Annotated in this window: 10 protein-coding genes and 1 pseudogene; 8 read left to right on the top strand and 3 right to left on the bottom strand. The window is 42.6% G+C overall.

What is annotated here, in order from left to right; all coding sequences use genetic code 11:
• Positions 1–483: 483 nt before the first annotated feature.
• The 3 genes from JMW94_RS02670 to JMW94_RS02660 form a co-directional block, all read right to left on the bottom strand.
• The gene (locus JMW94_RS02670; RefSeq protein ID WP_201600680.1) at positions 484–2,649 is read right to left on the bottom strand and encodes a sensor histidine kinase; all 2,166 of its coding nucleotides are present in this window, start codon (positions 2,647–2,649) and stop codon (positions 484–486) included.
• Positions 2,650–2,751: 102 nt separating this feature from the next.
• Positions 2,752–3,474, bottom strand: a complete 723-nt coding sequence (locus tag JMW94_RS02665) for a response regulator transcription factor (protein ID WP_045444030.1) — start codon at positions 3,472–3,474, stop codon at positions 2,752–2,754.
• Between the two features lie 297 nt (positions 3,475–3,771).
• Positions 3,772–5,064, bottom strand: a complete 1,293-nt coding sequence (locus JMW94_RS02660; protein ID WP_227685388.1) for an efflux RND transporter periplasmic adaptor subunit — start codon at positions 5,062–5,064, stop codon at positions 3,772–3,774.
• A gap of 689 nt (positions 5,065–5,753) precedes the next feature.
• On the opposite strand from JMW94_RS02660, the gene pilG reads away from it, so the two are divergent.
• From pilG to JMW94_RS02620, 8 genes and pseudogenes are all read left to right on the top strand, one after another.
• The gene (gene pilG / locus JMW94_RS02655; protein ID WP_045453505.1) at positions 5,754–6,131 is read left to right on the top strand and encodes a twitching motility response regulator PilG; all 378 of its coding nucleotides are present in this window, start codon (positions 5,754–5,756) and stop codon (positions 6,129–6,131) included.
• Positions 6,132–6,413: 282 nt separating this feature from the next.
• Complete coding sequence (locus JMW94_RS02650) at positions 6,414–6,776, top strand: response regulator (RefSeq protein ID WP_045444033.1); 363 nt, start codon at positions 6,414–6,416, stop codon at positions 6,774–6,776.
• A 3-nt stretch (positions 6,777–6,779) separates the two neighbouring features.
• Positions 6,780–7,310 (top strand): chemotaxis protein CheW, encoded by a 531-nt coding sequence (locus JMW94_RS02645; RefSeq protein ID WP_201600674.1) that lies wholly within the window; start codon positions 6,780–6,782, stop codon positions 7,308–7,310.
• Positions 7,311–7,619: 309 nt separating this feature from the next.
• Positions 7,620–8,900 (top strand): annotated as a pseudogene (locus JMW94_RS02640) (methyl-accepting chemotaxis protein); the annotation flags it as partial.
• 112 nt (positions 8,901–9,012) lie between these two features.
• The gene (locus JMW94_RS02635) at positions 9,013–9,987 is read left to right on the top strand and encodes a CheR family methyltransferase (RefSeq protein ID WP_227685387.1); all 975 of its coding nucleotides are present in this window, start codon (positions 9,013–9,015) and stop codon (positions 9,985–9,987) included.
• A 30-nt stretch (positions 9,988–10,017) separates the two neighbouring features.
• Positions 10,018–16,926 (top strand): Hpt domain-containing protein, encoded by a 6,909-nt coding sequence (locus JMW94_RS02630; protein WP_201600655.1) that lies wholly within the window; start codon positions 10,018–10,020, stop codon positions 16,924–16,926.
• Complete coding sequence (locus JMW94_RS02625; protein WP_201540113.1) at positions 16,916–17,920, top strand: chemotaxis protein CheB; 1,005 nt, start codon at positions 16,916–16,918, stop codon at positions 17,918–17,920. The genes JMW94_RS02630 and JMW94_RS02625 overlap by 11 nt, the downstream gene beginning before the upstream one ends.
• Positions 17,921–17,937: 17 nt before the next feature.
• On the top strand, positions 17,938–18,453 hold the full coding sequence (locus JMW94_RS02620) for a hypothetical protein (protein WP_201600640.1): 516 nt from the start codon (positions 17,938–17,940) through the stop codon (positions 18,451–18,453).
• Positions 18,454–18,485: the final 32 nt, after the last annotated feature.

Here is an 18,485-nt window from a genome sequence, read left to right as displayed (position 1 = left end):
GCCTCTTTAACAATGTAAGAAGCCAATTAAGAAACAACCGTTAATAACCCTATAATAAGGGGCGCTAATATAGCATATTATCGAGCACTTTGGATATGAACATCCGTGACAGGCTTATGATTAATAGCTATTAGTAAGAGGGGGTTTGTAGAATGTGAGTCGCGACGATCGAGTAGAATGAAGTGTCTGTTCATAGCACCTTATATAGTCATTCCACTATAAAAGTATTACTGCGTTAACTTCGCTTGAAGTATTAAATATACATCTATACTCGGTTGCCTTGTACTACTTTTAAATTGAATCGACTATAGCATCGCTGACTAGGTCGTGTCCTTATTTTAAAAATGGTGATAAAAATTGCCGTCAAACAAGGAAAGTAGCGCAAATAATATCGAGATATTGATAAGCTATTTGACGATGTTTGGCAAAAATTAGCCATTTTTAGCCCATTTAAAGGTTAATAGATTGGACTGAAGGCACGTCCTAGTCATGCTGGTGATAATGTGGGTCGTGCTTGACTGGTATGACAACTAAAAACCTGGTATGTCCATTCAACGTATCAGTAATGATGCGCCCTTGATGTGCGGTAACGATTTGTGATACTAGCGATAAGCCTAGTCCAGAACCTTTATTTTTTTGTTGCAACCGCACAAATGGACTAAATACTTCTTCACGTTTGTCTTCTGGAATACCCGTGCCTTCATCAATCACTGCCAATACTGCATATTTCGGTAATGGGCGTACAGGATCGGTCTTGGCTTTTTTTAGATGCTTGGCAAACAAGCCTTCTTTGCGCGGTGTACTGAGTACTTCTGTAGGATTTTGAGTGTTATTTTGAGCATCACCCTTGTCGCGTGTATTGCCACTTTTATTTATTATAGCACCTTTGGATTTAGGAACTGTATCATTCAAGGCAGTACTCTTAGCGTCATTGATAACTGCAGACGGCTCTTCAGTGTCAGGAACTGCTTTCCAAACCATCTTTTTAATTTTGTCAGTCAAATCATTGGTAAAGTTATGATAATTAGCAATCAATGAAGATTCACTGGTGCTTCCAACGGTATCGTTACTGTTGACTGCGTTTGTCAAAGTGCTTGAGTCAGTTTGAATGCTATCCACATCAGTAGATTCTGTTAAGGTCGCGTGGGCTTCAATAGAATCAGTGTCGCTGTTGGCATTACTAATATTACCATTATCGATTTTAGTCTCTATGTTCACATCGGCATCGGCATCGGAATTGAAATCATGCTCAACCGCAATATTTTCTCCGTTTCTATATATCGGTGGTGCTGGCAACACAGTCATAGTATCTGGGGCTTCAGATTTAACTTTATCAGTAATATGAGAAGAATCATTTAACTGCGTATGACTATGAGTATCGTTTTCATTGACATCGATTGGTTCGTGATAGGAGTTAAAATCAGAGCTATTATAATCAGCAAAGCTACTGCAGAGTATCGTTTGTAGCAGGTAATCAGGTATGGTATCTGCTTCATCAATAGTTTGCACACCATACAATAGTACCGTCACGGGCGGCTTGCCGTGTAGCATAGCATTGGTTAACAAGTTACGAATCAAATGGGTCAACATCGATGATTGACCATCGATCACAATATGTTCACCAATGAGTGTCGCTTCAGGATAATGTTGCCGTTCTTGATTCACCAGATCATATAAGTCTAAGCTTTCAACTTGCTGCAAGGCATGACCGGCGTCTAAACGACTCACCAATAAGATACTCTCTACCAAATCATTGAGCCCTGACAAATCGCGGTTAATCGCTTGCGCACGTTTATCAAACTTTGCTTTGGTATCAGATGGTAGCGCCCCTGCGAGCATATCCATCATCTCAATCTGTAAGCGGATACGAGTAATGGGGGTACGTAGCTCATGAGAAGCATGTGCTAAGAGCAGGTTATTGGCATCGATAAGGTGTTCGATTTTTTGTGCTGCTTGATTAAATCCACGCGCTAGTGAGGCGATCTCATCGTTACCACGAGCATTCACCCGTACGGTAAAATCACCATCACCCAGTTGCGCCATCTGCTGGCTCATCTGATTGATGCGCCAAGTGATGGTACGAGCAATCCACCATAGGACACCTGCCATAATCAGTAACAGTAGTAGTGTGCCAGTAAATAAATTCAGCGCAGAAGAGAGTACTGGTTTTTTAGGCGGTAAGCGTGATTCATACAAAAGCGTATAGCCGGTGCTGCTATAAACTTGAGCTTGCTTGGTAGGGGAGGTGTCTGCGAGAGAGGGAAAAACGCGTGAAAATAAAGAGGGCGGTGCGGGCAACTCCAATGGCAAATCGCTGTTATCCGTTTGCATTAGCAATCGACCTTCGCTGTCATACAAGCCCATCTTTGCCTGTAATGACTCATCAAAGATATCAAAGCTCTTTTTGACCACTGCTAGCATAAAGCGCGCTTGCAAGCGATTGTCCTCGCTAACAGAGATATTCAACTCATGCAAGAAAGGGTCTATTTGTCCTAAAATCTGGGTGGCCAATACTTCTGATCGAATACTTGCATCTTTATCGTGCACAAGTTGCGTCAACAGCACCATCGCCACTGCAAATAAAATAAGTGCCAGCATGACACTGGCAAATAATTTGGCAAATACCGAACGAAATCCCAACTGCTGCATTAAACCATCTCTACTATCAGCCGTTTATATCGACTTATACTTCTAATTTGCATAAACAAATTAAAAGTATGGTTTTTATCGATTAATTTGCCACTTTTGTGATCAAACCTGATCAGTGGCAAATTGATAACCAACACCGCGTACGGTAATAATACGTTTTGGCTGGCGTGGGTTGTCTTCAATTAAAGCACGCAGGCGCGAGATATGAACATCAATGGCGCGATCGATATTATCTGAGCTGTCATCATTGGGCATGGCTTGCCACAGTTGCTCGCGATTCAATACTTTACCAGAATGGGTGGCAAAGTAATGCAATAATTGAAACTGATGCGTCGTTAAACGAACAGGCTCATCGTCGATGGTCACTTCATGGCTGTCAGGGAACACGCTCAAACGACCAAAGGTCAAGCTGTCAGACTGGCTATCTGCTTGATTAGGCTGCTCATGACGGCGAATAACAGCACGGATTCGAGCGAGAAGCTCGCGTGGCTCAAAAGGCTTAGATATATAATCATCAGCACCCATCTCAAGTCCCAGCACGCGATCGGTGGTATCGCCTTTCGCTGTCAACATGATAATTGGCACTTTATTGGTCATGTTGTTTTTATTGCCGCGAATTTTTTGACAAACTTGCATACCATCCATGTCAGGCAGCATTAAGTCAAGCACGACCAAATCAATGTCACGCTCTTTAGCATCCAATAGATCAAGCCCTTCTTGACCAAGCCCTGCATGATGGACGTCATAATAATTCATGGTCAGGTAATCGCTGATTAACTCAGCTAGATCAGGATCATCTTCGATTAATAAAATCTGCTTGCTCATGGGTTATCCTCTAGTTGTTGTTATGGTTGGCCAAACGTTTCATCTGTTTTGATATTTTGTATCACGATAAATACATCGCTGATTTTAGGATCTTAAACAGTTAAACGATTAAGCCTCTAGGTTCTCAAACTTTCTAAGATTTCTCAAACTTTCAAGATATTGAATCATTTAATACCAATGATTCAGAATACTCGGTTAATGCTATATATTGTACGGTCATATTGCCTAATTACGCAGTTACAAAACAAGAGAGGCTTTGTTAATGTTTCTACACAATGTAACTGTCGGCATGCATAGCTATGAGACATTGACTTTTTTACCTTTAGCATCAGCTGGTAAATCAGCCAAACAAATCAAACTGTCGTTGCTAATACCCGCAATTAAATATTGCTTTGTGATAGGGTCATATTCGACTACTTCAATAGGCTGGCGTGTTAGGCGCTGATCCTGTCCAATAATCCACACGTTAGCAGTTAACGGTGACAGAGGCTTATATGGTGACGTTTGTAATTCTGTCAAGTCAACATCGTGCAACGCGCGCTTAGGTACGATAGTGCCCACATCTATTTGACCATAATTAACCCGCCCCGTGACTTTCATATCTGGCAATAACTTGTCTCGACTTGCTTCATTGTCAATGACGTTAACATAGACCAACAGCTTTTTCGGCTGGCTGGTCGCTGTCAGTTTACTGACTTGTCCTGTGAACTGTTCCGACATACCTTCAGCTGTAAAATTGACAGTCTGACCAACCGAAAGTTGCGGTTCTGCTTGAATAGGTAGGGTCGCGATAAAGTGTAATTTAGTTTCATCGCTAAGCTGTAATAAAGGCGTGCGCGCCTCTAGTCTTTGACCTGCTTTGGCATATAAGTTTTTTACACGACCAGAAAAACTGGCGCGCACAGTGACCAAATTATACTGATTCTGCTGCGGTTTTGAGCTCGCCGTGCTATTAGCGCTGGTTTGGTCATTGTTTTTAGGATTGCCGACTGCGTTTTTAGGAGTGCCCACTGTGGCGTTTGCTGCTGCCTCTTCTTTGTTAGCAATTGGGTCGTTTTTAGTGGTTGTTGCACCATTTTCTGCTGTAGGCTGATTTGGTTTTGAGCTAGCGTCCGTTTTTTGTGAGTGTGTTTGCTTTACATCAACCGCATCGTTCGTCATCTCAGAATCTGGGGCAACGCTGTTCGATGCCGAAGATTGCTCCTTGGCTGGGTTGGATGCATCTACTGTTTTGCTTTCTGATTGCACGCGTCGAACAATAAGCAGCGGCATATCTTTTTCTACCCATTGACCCTCAGTAACCAGTATTTCTTCGACGTTAATGGGGTATGCAGCGATAAGTTTAGTCTGTTTGATAGGTTCGATCTTACCTTGTAAACCAAGGCTGGGCTGATAACGTGAAGGTTTTATGCTCAATATATGATCTGGCGTCATGGTCACACTATCGTCGGTAATGACAATAGGGGTATCTACAGTCTCACTGTTTTCTGCAGTCACAGGCTCATTGGTAGGCGGTGATGGCTGACAGGCAGCAAGAAGAAAAGCACTCAGTAGATAGGTGCTATTTTTTAAAAATTTAGAAGCCATCATAGCAGTCACCATAGTAGTCATCGTTTTATTATATAGTGAATTGCCACTGGGTGAAATAAGTGCGGAAAACTTAATAAACCGCTGACATTAAGTCTACTAAATCCAGTCATTAGCTAAGCTAGGAGTGACAGCAAGTCTGAACAAATTTTTATATTACTGACCAGTTCGAATATTGGCTCATTCATAACTGGAAATTAGTCGATAACTGTGCTAAAACAAACATAACAAAATACAATGATACATTTTTATCACAAAAGAAAATTATTCAGCAATGTGCCAAGCGTTTCTATATAATGCAGAAATATCATAAGGTTGATGGTTCTTCTACTTCGGGCTTACCTCTTTTATCGTCAAGGTCATCAGTAATAAAAGGTACTTTACCTTGTTTTAGACCAAATACGGTTGCAGTGGACGATAATAAAAGCAAAATAAGTCGTCTAAAAAGCCATAGATTTGGCGCAATTTAGTAAGCTTATTAATTAGAAAGTGCGTATAGTAGCCCATGTTGACGCTCTGTTTGACAGGCAGATACTGGCAGATGATATGTCGACTGTCATAACATATGGTAATGCAAATTTAGCGTCTCATATCAGTCCAATAATGAATGATATGACAGGTTGAAATAACCGTTAAATTTTTGCATTGATGGATGGTATTAAGAATAAATAGTCGTTTATAGGACACTGATAATGGAAAATAATTTTGATGGTTTAAAAGTAATGGTGATTGATGATTCAAAAACCATTCGCCGTACCGCAGAGACTTTATTACAAAAAGCGGGTTGCGAAGTTGTGACCGCCATTGATGGTTTTGATGCTTTAGCAAAAATTGTCGATAACAATCCAGATATTATTTTTGTCGACATTATGATGCCGCGTTTGGATGGCTATCAGACTTGTGCGCTAATAAAAAACAACCCTGATTATGCCAGCAAACCTGTGATTATGTTGTCGTCTAAAGATGGCTTATTTGACAAAGCGCGTGGTCGTATTGTGGGTTCAGATGAGTATCTGACCAAGCCATTTAGTAAAGATGAGCTGTTCGAGGCAATTAATCAGTACCGCTAATATAAATGAGTCCGCTTGTAGATATATCGTTAAATAACGTCTTACGAGTTGGTATGATTTATGCATTGCTATGCTTTATATAGAATCAGATAAATTAGGCTAGGCATTACGGTTAAGAGGTTTAGTATTGATAAAATATTACTAATAACTGCTCAATATTTAACCGAAACTGTTAAGAGAGTTGCCCTGCCATTCATGGTTGGCGTGCTACTTTCAGTCGGATTGTCTCAATAATATAACAACATATCCTTATGGATACTTTCGAAAATAAAGGAAATTCCTATGACTACAGTTTTAGTCATTGACGACTCACCATCTGAGATGGCGAAATTTCGCGACATGCTTGCCAGACATAATTTCAAAGTATTAGAGGCTATAAATGGTGAGCAAGGTTGCCAGATGGCCATTGATCACTTACCAGATGTCATTTTAATGGACGTGGTTATGCCTGAGATGAACGGTTTTCAGGCCACTCGCAAAATTACTCGAGGTAAAACCACCGCGCATATTCCAGTGATTATGATCAGTACCAAAAATCAGGAAACCGATCGAGTTTGGGGAAAACGCCAAGGCGCTAAAGAGTATATGGCTAAGCCCGTTGACGAAAATGGATTGGTTAATATTATTCGTAAAGTAATGGAGTAGATTGTGGCTTCCAGAGGGTTTATTGAGCTTCTGCGTTTAGCAGACTTGGCACGCGCGCGCAAAAGTGGTCGCCGCGGTGGACAAGAGTATGACTGGCAAGGTGTGGTATTCGAGATTGGCGGACAGCGGTTAGTTGCACCGATGGGTCAAGTATCAGAAGTATTGGCCATGCCAGAGTATACCAGCTTGCCTCTAGTGAAGCCTTGGATGCTAGGCATCGCCAATATCCGCGGACGCCTATTGCCAATCACCGATTTGTCTCAGTTTCTACAGGTCCCTAGTCGTTTAACACAAATGAGCCAACGCAAAGTCATTGTCATTGAACATGACAATCTCTTTTCAGGACTGTTAGTGGATCAAGTAATTGGGATTGAACAATTTACGCATGATCAATACCGTACAGAAGCTATAGAGCCTAATTCGCCCTTTGCTCCTTATAATCACGGCAAGTTCTTTAAAAATGAGCAAGATTGGTATGTTTTTATGCCAAGCCTGCTCGCACAAGACTTGCAGTATACCGATGCTGCAATATAGCAGTCGATAACAGCTATCTGGCTGCTATAACGATGACGAAATAATAGCGAATGACATGATACGGTTGGGTGTCAGTATTCATACAGGCTTTGCTAATCACTGTTGTTTTTATAACAATAAGATTGTCAAAGTCAGTCACGATGAGACTTTGATGATTGTTTGAAAGGAATACGTACGATGAGTGATGTTATAAAGAAACCTGTAGCTGGTACGACCAATACAACAGATGGCAAGGACGCTAATAGCAAGTGGAAGTTATTGTTAGGGTTTTTTGTGCTAATAAGTGTGGCCTGCCTGATTTGGCTGGTCAATTCGTTATCGTCAGTAAGTCAGTACTTGGCTGATTTTAATCAATCCGTTACTTTACCAGCGATTATATTTGTCGTAGGGGTATTAGGCATCCTCTTTGCTCTGTATCAGTTACTGAAGCAGCGTGGGGGATCAGAGCGTCTACTCATTGAAAAAGAAACCTTGCGTCGTCGTCAGGAAGCAGAAGCGGAATCTGAGCGAGCGCGTCAAATTCAAGAAGAAAACGAACGTAACCAGATTGCTATTCTACGTTTACTTGATGAATTGGGTGATTTAGCAGAAGGTGATTTGACGGTTAATGCCACCGTATCAGAAGATTTTACTGGGGCAATTGCTGACTCAGTAAACTTTGCGATTGACCAATTACGTCAATTGGTTTTGGTTATTAACAACACGGCTGACCGCGTTTCGCAGTCTTCAGACCAAACACAGATGAATGCAGTCGAACTTGCTGAAGCGTCTGAGCACCAAGCACAAGAAATTGCTGGTGTATCAGCGGCTATTAATGAGATGACAGTATCGATTGACCAAGTTTCGAACAACGCTTCAGAATCAGCGACCGTTGCTCAGCGCTCAGTAGCTATCTCTCATAATGGAGCGGAAGTTGTACAGCGCTCTATTGAAGGTATGAACGTGATTCGTGATCAGATTCAAGAGACCTCAAAACGTATTAAGCGTCTGGGTGAGTCTTCGCAAGAAATTGGTGATATCGTTGGTTTGATTAATGATATTGCTGACCAGACCAACGTTTTGGCATTGAATGCTGCTATTCAGGCATCGATGGCAGGTGAGGCTGGTCGAGGCTTTGCAGTCGTTGCTGATGAAGTCCAACGTCTTGCTGAGCGTTCAGCTAACGCTACCAAACAGATTGAAACCTTGGTAAAAACCATTCAGGCAGATACCAACGAAGCAGTTATGTCAATGGAATCGACGACCTCTGAAGTTGTGCGCGGTGCACGTTTGGCAAAAGATGCTGGTGAAGCCCTAGAAGAAGTGCAGAGCGTTTCTAGTACCTTGGCTGACTTGATTCAAAACATCTCAAACGCCGCTTTGCAGCAGGCAGAATCTGCTGGTCACATCTCTCATACGATGAATATTATTCAAGATATTACCTCACAAACCTCTTCTGGCACAATGGCAACCGCGCGCTCTATTGGTGAGCTGAGCGAAATGGCTGCAGCATTGCAAGAGTCAGTCACTGGTTTTAAAGTATCAAACGATGATGAGCTACTAGAAAATGAGATGTTGGATACCGAAGAAGCGTTATCAGCAAATGTGTAATGACAAGTGTTAACGTCAAGTAGGTGTTAGACCACTGACCGTTTTTAAATTAATGTGTTAATAATATACTGTGCAGATACGATGATTTGCAGCAGTGACTATAGCAGGTGACGTGAATAATTTTACTCAACCAGACAGCAATTCCATCAAAGCAGTCAAACCCTCGTTGATTAAGGGTTTGCTGCAGACAGACAGTTTTGATGTGCAGCAGTGGCAGCGATATATAGAACAAGAGATTGGTTTCGTTCTACCCAATGTCCAGCTGCAATGGTTGATAAATGCGATTGAACACACGGCATTATCACATGGATTGACAGTTGGAAAGCTGTGGTGTCAACTACCAAAAAATGATGAAGTACGCCAGCAGTTATTGGATAAAGTACTGATTCACGAAAGTCGTTTTTTTCGCCATATGCCTTCTATCGATTTTGTCACAAAGTGTGCATTACAGCATCAGCGCCAGCAGCTTACTGCCACTAGTACTGATCGTGGTCACAACAATGATGCTAATGATTTATTTCGCATTTGGAGTGTTGGTTGTGCCAGTGGGCAAGAAACATGGTCATTGGCGATGAGCTTGGCTTCTGAACAATTGATTAATTATACGATATTGGGTACAGATGTTAGCCAACAAGCCATTACAAAAGCACGACTAGGGCAGTATGATAAGCGGCAGCAGACGTTAATTCCAGACCTGTGCCAGCAGTTCGTTCAGTCATTGCGAGCTAAGTGTGATATCAGTCAATCGCATTTTTATAAGGTGTCTACCGCAAAAAAGACGATGACTGGCACTCAGGCAGACTGGCAGATTGCGTCAACGTTACGACGCTATGTTAGCTTCGCTTTACACAATATTATTGAGCAAAAACCACCCACTTCGCACCTTCAGCATGTCATTATCTGTCAAAATATGCTGCTATATTTTCGCAAGTTTGATCAGCGTGATATTTTGGCAAGGCTATCAGAGCAGTGTGCGTTAGGTGGATATATTATATTGGCTCCAGGTGAGGCGTTGTTTTGGCGTCCTTCAAATATGCGCCGTATTGCGCACCCACAGGTTAATGTGTGGCAAAAAATTAATGTCTAGATTAGTGCCTAGACAAGTTAGGATAACCCTATGAAAAACCAGCCCAATGACATAGTGACGCTTGAGTGGTTATTACCACTGTTTAATCAGCAATTATCACAGATATCTGATGGCTGGCAGTTAGACGCTGATAGCACTGATTACGAGCAGATGGTGCAACATTATCATCAGGTTGGTGGCGCGCTAACGATGATTCGCCTTAATTTATTAGCAGATCTTGCCAATAAACTGAGCTTGCTGGCAGACGTTAGCAGTCGCGATAGTATTTCTGCTAACGACCGCCGCATTGGTCAGTTTTCTCATCGCTTGCTACAGCGTGAGTTGAATCAATACGCAGGTATGGGTAATCACAACACCGTTTTAATTGATAATGCTGCTGAGGAGCTTACTCAAGCACTAGCGAAACTAGGGATAGCACCAGATATCTCGGTCAGCTTGGCGAATACTCAGCATAAGAATCTAAATAATCATGCTATCGATGATCATATTATCGACGGTATCAATAGCATCGAAGTGATGATGCCGGCGAATAGAACGGCGACGCATTTAGCTGATTATCACTATCAACAATTATTACTGGTTTGGCGACAGCAAGTACAAGCGTTATTGAGTGCCAATACCAATCAACCGTCCTTATTGACTACACTAGAAAGAGTCAGCCAATACTTATGGCAGACCACTCAACATGATGACTTACAACGCCTTTGGTACTTAACGGAACTGTGGCTAAATGACCTTGCTCATAATGATACCCCATTACCTGAGCATTATGCGTCATTGCTAAGTCAGCTGGATCAAGTAATAGAGTCTCGCACTCAGCAAGCTGAGTTGTCATCAAGCGTTATTCGAAGCTTAATCATAAGAGTGTATATCGAACTAAATAGCCTTGCTCAAAGTAGCAAGCGCACTCAGTCACTCCTAAATGATTTGTCGCAAACGTCGTCAACGGGACCACGTTTTTTACCACGTATACTCAGTGAGCTTGAGACACTTATCTTTACTTTGGATAAGCCAGACACACTTCTCGTTCCTTTACAGAAAATACAAAGTCAACTCGAAGGTCGAGGTTGGACTTATTACGTGTCGCAAATACATGCAATTGTTACAGACATAGAGCAGGCTCTATCATCAGAAACAGGATTTGCGCAAGAACAATGGCAGATTGAGCGTCAGCTTCAAGAGCTATATAACGCTATCTATCATACCGAACAGACGATATCTCTCAAAATAGGGGACGCCGCTTCTTTTACGGCATTGTCTGCAACGTTTGAAGATATTGAAACGCAGTCGGAAGAAAGTCCTGCGACGGCTTCTGTTGGTGGAAGTTTACGTGAGCTGCGCATCGCGGTAGAAGATGTCAAACAAAGCTTCCATGAATATGTACAGCGTCAAGACATTGACTTACTGCCCATTGCTGCTGATTTTACCGATATTGGTGATGCTTTTGCCGACATGGGATTGCCATCAATTCGTCAAACCATGAATGATATGTCAAGCATATTTACACAATTGACCATTCATGAGATTGACGTACTCAGTTGGGATGTGACTCAGGCATTGGCTGAAGGGCTAACGTCTATTGAATTGTTGCTTGATTACCTTGCACAGCAGGTTTTTGACCAGCAGCTATTAATGCGGGCAAATGAGTATACTGCGACTGCCGCCCAACTTCTTACTCACTATATTGCATCGCCAGAGACCATTAAAGACACTTTCCTTACCCAAAAATCCGTAGCGACCAACGTATTGCGTTATGATGATAGTGGCGAGATTGCTCCTGCTAGTAGTCAAAATGATGTTGCTAACCAAGCTTTGACTGATGTAGATAATGAGCGTGTGGTAGGGCAAGACACGGCTGATGGTGATAGTACGGAGAGTGACGCATTAACGCGTGCTCGTGAACAAGTTAAGCCTGATAATTTTGAGATGGACGCAGAGATTCGTGACATCTTTATCGAAGAGGTGACGGAAGTCATTGCTGATTTAGAAGACTTTTTACCTATTTGGCAGCAAGATTCAAAGGATTTAACCCCACTCACTGAGGTGCGTAGAGGGTTCCATACTTTAAAAGGCTCAGGACGTATGGTTGGGGCTTTTAGCATCAGCGAGATGGCATGGTCGATCGAAAATCTGCTCAATCGTCTGTTAGATAAAACGCTGCCTGTTACAGATGACGTCGTAAATCTGGTGATGGATACGGCAAAACGGCTACCAGCATTAGTGATAGATTTTGAAGCGCAACAATCTCCAAGCTTTGATCCTGCTATTACTATTCTACAAAGCCATAATCTCATGACACAGCAACCTATCAATGCTGGGCTGACCATATTAGATGCTGTCACTGCTGATTCAGACTCAGCATTAGAACTATCGCATCCATTTGATGATGATGCTGAACTGCTAACTGCTCTCGACATGAGCAATGAGTCAAACGAGACAACTGCTGATAGTACGAAGAGCACTGCTGTTGCTTCCTTATCTGCTATTGATATTCCAGCGATACTCAAACCCTTTATGCAAGAAACTGAGCAGCTAGCGGCAGATGCTCATGATGCCGATCCTGATATTAAAGAGATATTTTTAGAAGAAGCTGACGAAGTATTGGCTGAGATTGTACCTTTATATGAAGATTGGCGATTATTGCCAGCTGACTTAAGCGGATTGGTGGATATTCGTCGTGGGTTCCATACCTTAAAAGGTTCCGGTCGTATGGTCGGTGCAAATTATACGGCTGAGCTGGCTTGGGCTATAGAAAATATGCTTAATCGCATTTTGGATCATAGTGTGGCTGTCTCAGCAGATATGCGTCAGCTTATTGCCGATGTGCTAGCTGCCTATCCTGCGATGCTAACAGTATTTGAAAATGACAGCCAAAATTATCCAGCGATGGTGCCTTTATGGATCGCATGCGCCAATGCTTATAGCAAACAGCAAGGGGACGAATTTAGCTATTCTGCCTTGTATGAGCAAGCATCAAATAGTTCTGAGGATGAGACCATCCAAGCGTCAGTACTATCGTCTGCTATTGATGAGCATAGCCCGACCCAAGATAATCTTAATACAGCGATAGATACCACGCTGCAGACGATTAATTCTGTCAATGAAATGATAGCAGAAGCGCCTATTTATTTAGCACCGCAAAGCGAAGAAGAAAAAATGTTTTGTGAGATTTTTATCGACGAAGCAGAAGGACTGTGGCAAGATATTGACCAATTCGTTGATGAGCATCAAGATCAGTCTTATATTGAAGTGACGGATGAGATTGTACGCGCATTTCATACCTTGCGAGGGGCTTCAGGTTCTAGCGCTTTAGCAGCGATCAGCGAGGTTAGCGCAACGATAGAGCATAGCTTAGAGTTACTACAGCAGCAAGATACTGCCATGAATGCTCAACATCTAGAAGCATTGGCGAAGTCTGCTACGCTAATGGACGGTTATTTAAACAACTACAAGCAAAACGTTCAGCCGCAAAATATATCGATCGAAGATGCACAAAGTCAGCAAGACATAGCCTCATTGCAAGCCATGCTTGGTGAGCAATACGTCATTAGCGATGATAAGGTCACGGCTGATAACAAACCAACGATAGAGCAGTTGTTAGACAGTAATATTGATGAACTATTGGATGCTGAGTGGGAATTAGATGACGCACTTAATCACTCTGAGACAGCACATGTTCAGGGCTATATATCGCAGCAAATATCGCAAATAGCTTACTTAGCCAATAAAGCAGAAGCGTTTCCAAAATTCACCTCTATTCTCAATGAGTTGGGTCACGCTTATGCCTATTTGAGTGATAATATTGATACGGTAAGAAATATCGATACCCAGTCGGTTTTACACGCTGGTCATGCTCAACTGGTTGGTTTGTTCGATGCATTGGCTGGTAGCACGTCATTGAAGATTGACCAACAAGTTATTGAAGATCTACAACGTATTTACCAAGACGATGATAGCCATGGTGATGAGGGTATCTTTGTCGTGAGAGCCGTTGCAGCACCTGAACTACAGCTTGAATCTATTGATACTGATGCTGAGCTATTAGAGATATTTTTAGAAGAAGCTCAAGAGCTCGATGCCGCGCTGGATGAGAGTTTTAATAAGTGGCGTACTGATATCAGCAATATAAATGCGCTAAAAGTTTTACAGCGCCATCTGCACACTATCAAAGGTGGTGCGCGAATGGCAGGTATTCGTAGTATTGGTGATCTGACCCATGAAGCTGAAAGTGTCTATGAAGCATTCGTAGAAAATAGAAGAATACCGACAGCACAATGGCTTGAAATAATGCAAATAGTGCAAGACACAATGTCGTTGCAAGTACTGCATATCGTAAATCATAAAAAATCATTTTTTGCCTCAGCGCTGATTGAGCAACTACAACAGTTTGTAAAAGCCCAAGCCTTGCCAGAAACGGTAGAGCTAATCATACCTATTCCGAAAACTCACTTCGAACCTGAAGCACAAAGCAGGGTGACTAACAACGCTCACCTCAGCGCTGACGTATCTGATACCTTGAGCCTAGACATGATGATTAAACAGTCATGGGCGAATGGTTTGCCAGATCCTGATATATTGTCGGTGTTTTTAGAAGAGGCTGAGGAGCTCACCAATCGTAATAAGTATCTGCAACTGTTCTTAAAAGATACCAATAACACAACAGCATTACAGGCATTGCAGCGTGATTTGCATACCATCAAAGGTGGCGCACGAATGGTCACCGCAGCTGGTATCGCTGATCTGGCACATGAAATGGAATCGGTTTATACAGATTTTGTAGATAATCGTCGTCCTGCTACCAAAAAAGTATTGGAGTTGCTGGTTGCCAGTCATGACTGGCTTGCTGATGCGATCTCTATCCTTAGACAACATGTCAATCCACCGACGCCTGCGCTATTGATTGAGGCATTGCAGCAATTTAGTAAAAATCCTGACAGCTTAAAGCAAATCCCTAAAGAATCCCTACAATCGCAGCATGAAGCGCTCTTTATTGCTAGAGAGCAGCAAGACTCACAGTATCTGGCAAAAGATATTAGCGAGATGCCCTCTATGCTCAGCAGTACGGGTGAGGAAGATCAGAGTGCCAATAATAACGAGATGATTCGTATCTCAGGTGGTTTGATCGAGCATATGATTAACCTGTCTGGTGAGTCAGCCATCAACCGTGCTCGTATCGATATGGGCATGAGTAGCTTGACCAATAGTATCGAAGATATGGGTATTACGGTACAGCGCTTGGCTGATCAGTTACGCCGAATGGAAATCGAGCTTGAGGCGCAGATCTTGTCGCAGATAGACGATGAGCTGATTAATCACGAAGGGTTCGACCCTCTAGAGATGGATCAATATTCTTCTTTAAATCAGTTATCCAAATCTTTGACAGAGTCAGCCTCAGATTTGATTGATATTAATCATACTCTATTAGAAAAAACACGAGACAGTGAAAGCCTTTTATTACAGCTGTCTCGTACACAGACCGAGTTACAAGATGGGCTTATGAATTCGCGCATGGTGCCGTTTACGCGCTTAACGCCACGTCTTGAGCGTATCGTACGACAAACTGCCAATGAGCTGAATAAATCTGTTGAATTAACGATCATCAATGCCGATGATGAGATGGATAGAACCATTCTAGAGCGCATCACTTCACCGCTTGAACATATGCTCCGTAACGCCGTCGATCATGGTATCGAAAATACCTCAACGCGTTTAAAAGCAGGTAAAGAGCGTAGTGGGCGTATTACTCTTGAGGTAAATCGAGAAGGTAGTGAGATTGTCATTCAGTTAATAGATGACGGTCGCGGCATCGATGTAGAAGCCGTTCGTAATAAAGCCATTTCTCAAGGCTTGATTGATGCAAATGATAATAGCCTAACTGATCTTGATATCATGCAGTATATTTTCCATGCTGGATTGAGTACCAGTAAGCAAGTGACGCAGATTTCTGGACGTGGCGTGGGCATGGACGTGGTCATCAGCGAGATTCGTCAATTAGGTGGTGCTGTATCGGTTGTCTCAGAGTTGGGCAAAGGCTCACGCTTTACGATGCGCTTACCACTGACGGTTGCGGTATCTGATGCATTGGTTGTGCGTGCCGCGGATCGTTATTATGCTATACCTTTGGTACAGATTGAGCGTGTGGTACGGATTAATCCAGAGAAGCTTTATGACTATTATCAGTCAGGTGATGCAACGTTAAACTTTGAAGATGTTGATTATCGAGTGCGTTATTTAAATGAGATTTTGTCAGGCAACGAACTGAATGAGCTGGTCGTTAATACCAATACCAGTTTGCCACTCATTATCATTAAGAATCGTAGCGGACAGAATATTGCATTGCAGGTTGATCAGATTGCAGGGTCACGTATTGAAGTCGTGGTCAAACCTCTAGGACAACAGTTATCGAATCTACCAGGTATTTCAGCAGCGACTATCATGGGCGATGGTTCAGTAATGCTTATCTTAGACCTGATTGCTTTGATGCGTAATGCGCAGTTGGTCAAAAATATCTCGCAATCTGCTGATTCTAAACGGAGTCGTTTAGAGTTTAAGTCTACTATTTTAGTGGTTGATGACTCTGTTACCGTACGTAAAGTGACGTCACGTTTCTTAGAACGCCAAGGGTTTACTGTGGCGGTGGCAAAAGATGGTATCGATGCGATTGAGATATTACAAGACATGATACCAGACATGATATTGCTCGACATTGAGATGCCACGCATGGATGGTTTCGAGGTGGCTACTCAAGTGAGACACAGCAAGCGCTTACAACATATCCCAATCATCATGATCACATCACGTACAGGTGAAAAGCATCGTGAGCGTGCACTGGAGATTGGTGTGAATGATTACATGGGTAAGCCATTCCAAGAGCAAGAGCTACTTAATAAAATCCAGCACATACTGGGTCAAAAGGTCAGCTTAACCTATGAAGGATAATGCACGTGTTTTGGCGCTAAGAGGAAAAAACAAGGACGATATTAAGGTGATGGTAGTGGCAGAAGACCATCATCAGCGTATGGCCTTTTCAGATACTGTACGCAGTTGTGGTTTTAGCCTTGTTGGCTGTATGTCACGGGCGCAACTGCAAGAAAAACAGGGGAGCTCTGATACCTCGATTGACATCTGGCTAATAGATAGTGATTACGACGACAGTGTGGTAGCCGCGACTACGGCATCTAAACCTGCTGCGGTGTTAGTGGGTTTTAGTCAAGCACCTTATCTAAATGAAGCGCCGCAATATGCCAAATGGCAGCGCAAATTAAAGCGTAAGCTGGCACATATGTTGGCATTACCCGTTTTAATGGATGCACCCGTGCACAAACCTGATAATGCTGATGCAGACTGGCGCTACGTAGTATTTTTGGGTGCTTCTATGGGCGGGCCGAGTGCTATAAAAGAATTTTTGGATAACTTGTCGGCGACGCTACCGGTATGTATTTTACTGGCGCACCATTTTAATAAAACGATGATTGGCACACTGCCACGCATCCTGAATCGCCATAATGACTGGCATTGTCAGGTGATTACTTCTTCGCAGCGTTTAAGAGCAGGCCAGTGTCTTATAGCTCCTATTGATAAACAGATTGTTTGTGACTCTACCGGTCGAGTCATATTGCTAGAGCAAGCTTGGGAGGGTGAGTATAAGCCCGCGATTGGTCAGATTCTCAAAAACACCAGTGACGTTTATGGTAGCGAGCTTATCAATATTATATTTTCTGGTATGGGTAATGATGGCTCGCAGTATCTGGATCTCATTCAAGAAAACAACAGTCAATTGTGGGTGCAAGATCCCAGCTTAAGCGCTTGCCCAAGTCAACCTCAGGCGATTATTGATTCAGGGTATTGTGGTTTTATTGGCAGTCCAGCGGATTTAGCACAAAAACTAACAGACTATATTGATGAAAGATTAGTAGTAGCCTCTTTGCATTAACTGATTGTGAGCGATGTATGAAACAAATTTTGAAACATTCGTTTGAGGCAGTGAGCTTACTGACCACAAATAACGGTATGCTTGATGTCACTATTGTGCCAGCATTTGACCAACCTGATTGGCTTATTCCAAGCAGCCTGATTTTGAGTGTGGATGATTATAATGAGCGCACGGCAACCTATGAATGGCAGCAGCAAAAGATAGTAGTATGTCATCTGCTACCACAGGATCAAATGCCAGATACCATGATTGTATTAGAGGGCAATACTACCGATCATCGCTTAGCTTTACAAACGGCAGGCGAGCTGCACCACCGACAAGTGCGTATTTCTGAGGTTAAAGATACTGACGTTCCTGAGCAATTTAACAGCCCTAAGCATGCCGATAATATAGACAGCGACAAAACAGCCCTACCTTTTGATGAAAACGTTATGCTATCCTATCTTTTCCAAACGGTTATGATCGATGATAAGGCTTATTTGGTGCCCGACTTAGATAAAATTGCGCATCAATTGGTCGATTTAGACAGTTAGCTTCTCGCTTATATCGGGGTTTATTTCTACTA

It is taken from the genome of Psychrobacter immobilis, from assembly GCF_904846185.1.
Taxonomy (GTDB): Bacteria; Pseudomonadota; Gammaproteobacteria; order Pseudomonadales; family Moraxellaceae; genus Psychrobacter; species Psychrobacter immobilis_B.
The sequence above is the reverse complement of the archived record's forward strand: the minus strand, read 5'-3'. Positions and strand labels throughout refer to the sequence as shown.

Excerpts from the sequence above, each read along its gene's own strand:
- JMW94_RS02670 (WP_201600680.1), bottom strand. The coding sequence starts at position 2,649 with ATGCAGCAGTTGGGATTTCGTTCGGTATTTGCCAAATTATTTGCCAGT.
- JMW94_RS02665 (WP_045444030.1), bottom strand. The coding sequence starts at position 3,474 with ATGAGCAAGCAGATTTTATTAATCGAAGATGATCCTGATCTAGCTGAG.
- JMW94_RS02660 (WP_227685388.1), bottom strand. The coding sequence starts at position 5,064 with ATGATGGCTTCTAAATTTTTAAAAAATAGCACCTATCTACTGAGTGCT.
- pilG (WP_045453505.1), top strand. The coding sequence starts at position 5,754 with ATGGAAAATAATTTTGATGGTTTAAAAGTAATGGTGATTGATGATTCA.
- JMW94_RS02650 (WP_045444033.1), top strand. The coding sequence starts at position 6,414 with ATGACTACAGTTTTAGTCATTGACGACTCACCATCTGAGATGGCGAAA.
- JMW94_RS02630 (WP_201600655.1), top strand. The coding sequence starts at position 10,018 with ATGAAAAACCAGCCCAATGACATAGTGACGCTTGAGTGGTTATTACCA.
- JMW94_RS02625 (WP_201540113.1), top strand. The coding sequence starts at position 16,916 with ATGAAGGATAATGCACGTGTTTTGGCGCTAAGAGGAAAAAACAAGGAC.
- JMW94_RS02620 (WP_201600640.1), top strand. The coding sequence starts at position 17,938 with ATGAAACAAATTTTGAAACATTCGTTTGAGGCAGTGAGCTTACTGACC.